The sequence below is a fragment of the Paenibacillus sp. P4_A7 genome (assembly GCF_056402455.1).
Window position 1 is genome coordinate 1 of record NZ_JBFUHJ010000305.1, and the last position, 6,687, is coordinate 6,687.

A 6,687-nucleotide genomic window follows, 5' to 3' on the forward strand; every position below is an offset into this window, starting at 1 on the left:
ATTCATGAATTATTCCCTCATACGTATAATTTTCTAAAATGTTTCATAAATTACCTGCTTTCATTTATTTTCCAGTTAGTTTTTAAGTAAAAAAAACACCCCTATTACGGGGTGTTTCGTTAGTCCGAATGGTTAGTTATTGCAGAAGTTGCTGTACAAACTGATTTACTAGTTTACCGTCAGCACGACCCTTTGTTTTAGGCAAAAGGGCACTCATGACTTTTCCCATATCGGCTTTGGAAGAAGCACCGAGTTCATGGATGGTCTGCGTTACTATCTCTTGAATCTCTTCTTCAGTCAGCTGTTCGGGAAGGTATTGACTAATAATATCAATTTCCGTTGCAAGACCCGCAACTAAATCATCACGGCCGGCTTTTTTAAATTCTTGGAGGGAATCTTTACGTATTTTGACTTCTCGACTAAGAATATCAAGCACTTCCTTGTCGTCCAATGGACGCTTAAGGTCAATTTCCAAGTTTTTCRCTGCCGCGCGCATCATACGAATTACGGATAGCTTGAACTTGTCCTGACTCTTCATGGCTTGCTTCATATCGTCGATTAATCGTTCGCTCAGGTTCATTATGGAAGAATCCTCCTAAAACTTTCTTTTGCGCGCAGCCTCAGACTTCATCTTGCGCTTCACACTTGGCTTTTCATAATGCTTGCGTTTTTTCACCTCTGCTAGAACACCATCTTTAGCGATGGAACGTTTAAAGCGGCGAAGAGCAGCATCAATAGTTTCGTTTTTGCGAACTTTAGTTTCAGACACCAGTTTTCCCTCCCTCCGAAACAGACCGTCCAGAGCTATATCACGGTTTATCAAATTTTATTATATGTCAAACCAAAAGGCAGTGTCAACTTAGGTTATCTACCAATATTGGAGAAAGTTTTTTACCACCTAGCAAATGGATATGCAAGTGATTAACAATCTGCCCTCCATCAGCGTTTACATTGTTGACTAAACGGTAGCCGGATTCAGCAATTCCTAGATCTTTCGCGATCTGACGAGCGGCTGCAAACAAGGCTGCCATAAGGGCATCATCCGCATCAGAAACATCATTCATCGTTGCAATATGCTTCTTAGGTATGATTAAAATATGTACTGGTGCAGCAGGCTGTATGTCGTGAAAAGCGATTACGGCATCATTCTCGAACACTTTCTTCGATGGTATTGCGCCTTCGACAATTTTGCAAAAAATACAGTCCATAAGGTTCACCCCCTATTATTTCGACTGTCTTTATCATATCGAAAATGATCACGCTCGTCCAATGTAAAACGCCGGTGAGAAGGAGCTTCTGTTTTCCAACCGACGTTTTCGACCCTTTTAGAAAAAAAGCAGCAATGACAAAGCTAATAATCCGTCTAGCGGAAACATCTGTCGGACATAGCGTCTCCGCGAGAACATAACGATGCATATGCTGTTTGCACCAATCTTGCTTTACGATCAGGGAGCAGTAAGTTTCGGAGATTGCTCACTCATCACTTGCTGTAATTGCGGAACTAGCTCAGACCAGTCTAGTCCGCTCGATAAACGAATGATCGCAACTCGGTTGTCTTTAATATTTGTGCTGAACTGGCTCATGATTTCTGCCATTTTCTCATAGGAGCTTTTCAAAGCTTCTAAATATTCGCGTTCTTCTGCCTTTAGCGGGCCATCATGGCTCCCCACAGCTTGCAAGGACTTTTGGGCATCGTTAATATATGCTAACACGAAGTCAACAGTGTGCTCTTTTGTGCTCGTAGARAAAGGCTCCGCATAAGTTGCTAAATCAACAACTCCTTGTCCTTTTTGTACAATAGAACCAATTAAAAACTTCGCCTCTATGCGCTCCTCTGCTTGCTCACTTTCAAGCAAGGCATCAAGCTGTGGAATCATTTCTTGAAAATATTGCTGCGATTTAACTGCCGCATCATAGATCTGTTGTCCTGTTTCATAGTTGTTCTGCTGTTTATTTTGTAGAAATTGCGAGTACAAAAAAACATTTCCTATTAAGCTAAATACCAATAGAAGTAAAGTAATAGGTAGCGCAAACGAGCGTTTAACCGTTTGTTTCTGATCCATTTTCACAGCATCCTTTTTTTCCATTTTTTAAGTAAGATCATCCCTTATTCAATTGAACGGACTGACCACCATCAAAGAAAAAGACGTGACATTCATTCACTTTTCGCCCAAGGATCGATTCTATAGCTTCCGCATACAGTTCTAGTTGGAACCGATGTCTCTCTGCTGCTGTTGACCATTCCTGCATAAATATGCGATCTGTCTTGTAATCGAGTAGAACAACGCCTTTTTCATCCTCAAACAAGCAGTCAATAACACCCTGAATGAGGATAGGTTCCGTCGCCAAAGTCTCATCTGCATCAGGATAAACTCGGCTTGCTTTGAACATACAGCTGAATGGTACTTCTCGCCGAATCCAATCCGAACGAAGAAGCCTTTGACCAAGCTCGCTTTGGAAAAAAGCAGCAACAGCCGGCACATTTATAGCTTCAGACTGCTTAAACGTCAACATCTTGGTTCCGATCATGTTTGCAACAGTTTGATTAAGCATGGCTTCATCAATGGCAAATGTTAGCGGAACATGCTGCATAAGCAGGTGATTGACTGAACCCTTCTCAGCGGCTGTCAAAGATACCTCTTCCATGAATGCTGGCCTTCTCAGACGGAATGTGAAGTTTTCTGAAGTAGCGTTAACGTCAGCATTTGTTGGGTCAATAACCGTCTCTTCAAGAGGAGGCTCATCCATAGAAAATGCATCTTCTATAACCACTGCATGAAGCCTTTTCATTTCTGTTACCGATGTTTTGGCCGCGATCGCCGCAGCAGCCTTATGCGGATAATACCATTCTAAGCGCGTACGAAGCTGTTCATCCGCTTCCACGTCATCTAGGAGGGATAATGATGTCACGGCCTGCAGACGCTCTTCCATGGCGTCAGAGAACGTCTCATCCGCTTCTGTTGCCGCCGCAGCCTCCGTTACAAACAATGAAGCCGGCACAATGCCTGCTTGCCATTCGGGCATTGTCTGATCAAGATCAAACGATTGCTGCTGAGCAAGCTGTCTCGCCGCCATCGGACCCAGCCAATCGATAAACGAGCGCGCAGATGCAACTCGGAAATCCGGCAATTTTCCACTTGCATCAATAGAGGACAGCCAACGTTTAAGTTTGGCTTCGRCATCTGAAACCGTGGCAACTAGAAACATTTTTTCTTTTGGCCTTGTTAGCGCCACATACAAAATACGCATTTCTTCCGCCAGCATCTCCATCCGCATCGCTCGCCGTATCGCAAGGTACGGCAGCGTCGGGTAGCTAATACGGAGCATAGGATCGACATATCGCGGTCCAAATCCGAGCTGCTTATGCTTCAAGAAGGCACTCCGTATATCCTGCTGATTAAAGAGTTTGCCAAGCCCAGCGACAAATACTACCGGGAACTCTAGTCCTTTGCTCTTGTGTATCGACATGATTCGAACTACATCCTCTTGTTCTCCAAGCGCTCTTGCTGTTCCTAAATCGCCGCCGCTGTCACGCATCCTTTCAATGAACCGCAGAAAACGAAATAGTCCGCGAAATGAAGTTGCTTCATATTGCCGGGCACGGTCGTGAAGCGCGCGTAAGTTCGCTTGTCGCTGAGTGCCTCCTGGAAGGCCTCCTACGAAATCGTAGTAACCTGTCTCGCGGTAAATTTCCCATAATAAATCTGCAAGCGAGCCTTGCCGTGCTTCTCCACGCCAGCGATCCAAACTGTCTAGAAAAAGCGATAGCTTGCGACGTGACTCTTCCTCCAAATACAAATCACCCGCAGCATGCAGAACGGCGTCATAGTAGGTGGATTTTGCTGATTGAATCCGAATGCGTGCTAGCTCCTCCGCATCAAGACCAAACAAAGGTGAACGAAGCGCAGCTGCGAGTGGTATATCCTGATAAGGATTGTCGATCACTCGCAGCAATGAAAGCATTGTCTCCACTTCGACCGCATCGAAATACCCGCTGCTGAGCTCCGCATAAGCTGGAATACCGTTAGCTTGAAGCTCCTCTATGAGGATAGGCGCCCACTGCTGCGTCGCTCGAAGTAAAATGACGATATCCCGCCATTGCATCGGTCTACTCTCGCGGCGCTTCCCGTCATATACCTGATACCCGCTCTGAACAAGTGTCCGCAGCTGCTCAGCGATCCAGCGTGCTTCGAGCTGAGCCACCTTCAGATCCGATGCCGATTGTGCTGCTGGAGCAGCATCCGATTGATCGCTTTCCTCACTTTGTTCAGCAGCTTCCGCGCTTTCACTGCCCTCTTCAGCCTCATCGTCCATATCCGCTTTATTCAGTACAGCAAATTGTATTTTGTTGGCATCAACTGGTTCTGAATCCGGATATGCTGCACCGCACACAAGCTCAGCGCGCTTATCATAGTCCATCTCCGCTACATTCTCACGCATAATAGCGTGGAAGACAGCGTTCACGCCGTCAACAACCTCGGAACGGCTGCGAAAATTCCTTGCGAGGTCAATTCGCAAACCTTGCTTCGAATCTGAGAGCTGTGGATCAATTACATCGTTCCTAGAATAATAGGATTTATATTTCTGCAAAAACAGCTTCGGCTCAGCAAGCCGGAATCGGTAGATACTCTGTTTCACATCGCCTACCATAAATCGGTTGCCGCTTCCTTGGCGCTCGATTAGTGAAATGATTGCTTCTTGCACCATATTTGTATCCTGATACTCATCCAGTAAAATTTCATCAAACTGCTGCTGGAATTCAAGTGCCGCTATAGATGGCATCATACTGGCGGGTGTTGAAGAAGGATCACGCAATATGCGCAAGCAATAATGCTCTAAGTCGCCAAAATCCAATAAGCCCTTGGCTCGTTTGGCGGCTTCATATAGCTGTCCAAACTCTATGACCAGCTCAGACAGTGCACTCATTAGCGGCGCTAGCTCTTGAAGCTCATCCAAAAACTGCTCCGCAGAGCGTCCGAATAGCTCATCAGCTAATGTGCTGATGCCCTTTTTTGCGTTATCACGTAGGTCCTTGGCTTGCTCCTGCAGCGACTTATCGTACTCGTCTCCGCGCATCGACTTTAGCTTCCCGAATTGAATGGCTTGAAAAGACTCCATCCACTGCTCCCATGGCGTCGTACGAATGAGCTCACTCAAGCTGTTCACGAGGAACAAATCCTCTTCAAACGTTATCGCATAAGGAGCTGGGCCCGCAGGCTCGCGCGTTAGTTCAAGGGCTTGATGTAAGAGAGACGCCGCCCCTTCAAGTGCAAGCTGAATATCTCCCTGTAAGCTAAGCACCCATTCACTGCTTTGAAGTTCAGCAACGGTTGTTACGGCAAAAGCTTCTGCTGTCTGCCGCAGCCAGTATTCAGGCCATGGATGGCTTTGTGCAAAATCATAGAGCTGCTGGACAAGCCTATACAGAGGCTCATCACCTCGTTCACCGCCATAACGATCTGCTAACCTTAGAAACGCGCCATCGTCACCAGCACCTTCATACTTTTGTTCAAAGAGCTGATCCAGTACATCCAGACGCATCAGTTCACTTTCGGTCTCGTTAGCAATACGAAAGCCAGGATCAAGCCCGATAAGCGGGTAATAGCGCCTTATAACATCAAGGCAGAAGGAATGTAAGGTAGTGATGGACGCTCGGTTCATCAGAGCTAGTTGACGGCGCAAATGCTCAGATTCCGGCTGCCGCTCCAGCTCTTTCTCCAATGCCTGTCGAATGCGATCCTTCATCTCCGCCGCAGCAGCTTTAGTAAAAGTTGCCACAAGTAAACGATCGACATCGGAATTGGCTGAAATTTTACGAATGATTCGTTCAACCAGAACTGCTGTTTTACCAGAACCTGCTGCAGCCGCCACAAGAATGTTCGATCCGCTTGTTACGATGGCATCCCATTGATCATCGGTCCACGTGCTATTTTCCGGCTTTGGTGTATCCTTTGCAGTATGCATCGTCAACTACTCCCTCTCTAGCTGCTGCCAAATATCTTCCTTCGCCGGCTTATTCAGCTTTTTATATTCGTTGCCATCAAATTGTGAATCGAACTGACATACCGCTTTGTAGTCGCAGTACTGACAAGGCGTTTTTGCACCAAGACGGTAAGGCTCGATAGATACCTCTCCCGCTTGTATGAAGCCGCCAATACGCCCTATTGTCCGTCTCACCGATGTACGAAGCACATCCCATTGTTCATTCGAGACAACGGAGGAGCTGCTATAAAATGTACCGTCCTTCTTTAAAGCTAATGGCAATAAGTCGGAATAGCCTGTGTCGAGCTCATCATCCATGAGTCGAACAGTTTCTGACTTCGCCGTAACAAGACCGCGCATTTTGAACCGTTTGAGCACGCGACCGCTGACCTCTGAAGCACTCATCCCATTGGAAAGCGCCAGCAAAGGATTGTGGACATGAAAGTATAAAACACCTGCCGGAGACGCTTGTTGCCCCAGCCAAGTCGTTCCATGCGTTATTAACACATCCAAATACGTAAGCATCTGCAGCGACAGTCCAAAAGCGACCTCTTCCAGCCTTAGCTGTGTGGAGCTTGATTTGTAATCGAGTACGCGCAGCAGCAAACCCTGCTCTGATTGTGCAGCATCAACACGGTCAATACGGCCGATAATTTCTATTTCTCCACCGCCTTGCAGCGGAATGACTAAGGACGGCAGTATACC

Annotated in this window: 6 protein-coding genes; all 6 read right to left on the reverse strand. The window is 46.5% G+C overall.

The window, feature by feature from the left end:
- Positions 1-136: 136 nt before the first annotated feature.
- Complete coding sequence (locus AC1DWN_RS24470) at positions 137-580, reverse strand: GatB/YqeY domain-containing protein (RefSeq protein ID WP_477561504.1); 444 nt, start codon at positions 578-580, stop codon at positions 137-139.
- 15 nt (positions 581-595) lie between these two features.
- Positions 596-769, reverse strand: a complete 174-nt coding sequence (rpsU, locus tag AC1DWN_RS24475) for a 30S ribosomal protein S21 (protein ID WP_475810427.1) — start codon at positions 767-769, stop codon at positions 596-598.
- Between the two features lie 85 nt (positions 770-854).
- Positions 855-1,208: a histidine triad nucleotide-binding protein gene (locus AC1DWN_RS24480; RefSeq protein ID WP_477561505.1), complete on the reverse strand. Its 354-nt coding sequence runs from the start codon at positions 1,206-1,208 to the stop codon at positions 855-857.
- A 237-nt stretch (positions 1,209-1,445) separates the two neighbouring features.
- Positions 1,446-2,063: a hypothetical protein gene (locus AC1DWN_RS24485; protein WP_477561506.1), complete on the reverse strand. Its 618-nt coding sequence runs from the start codon at positions 2,061-2,063 to the stop codon at positions 1,446-1,448.
- Between the two features lie 37 nt (positions 2,064-2,100).
- Positions 2,101-5,964, reverse strand: coding sequence for a helicase-exonuclease AddAB subunit AddA (addA, locus tag AC1DWN_RS24490; RefSeq protein WP_477561507.1), 3,864 nt, complete (start codon positions 5,962-5,964; stop codon positions 2,101-2,103).
- 6 nt (positions 5,965-5,970) lie between these two features.
- The coding region (locus tag AC1DWN_RS24495; protein WP_477561508.1) for a PD-(D/E)XK nuclease family protein at positions 5,971-6,687 on the reverse strand (717 nt) is incomplete at its 5' end.

What these genes read in the sequence shown, in the direction of transcription:
- AC1DWN_RS24480 (WP_477561505.1), bottom strand. Translation starts at nt 1,208, where the DNA reads ATGGACTGTATTTTTTGCAAAATTGTCGAAGGCGCAATACCATCGAAG.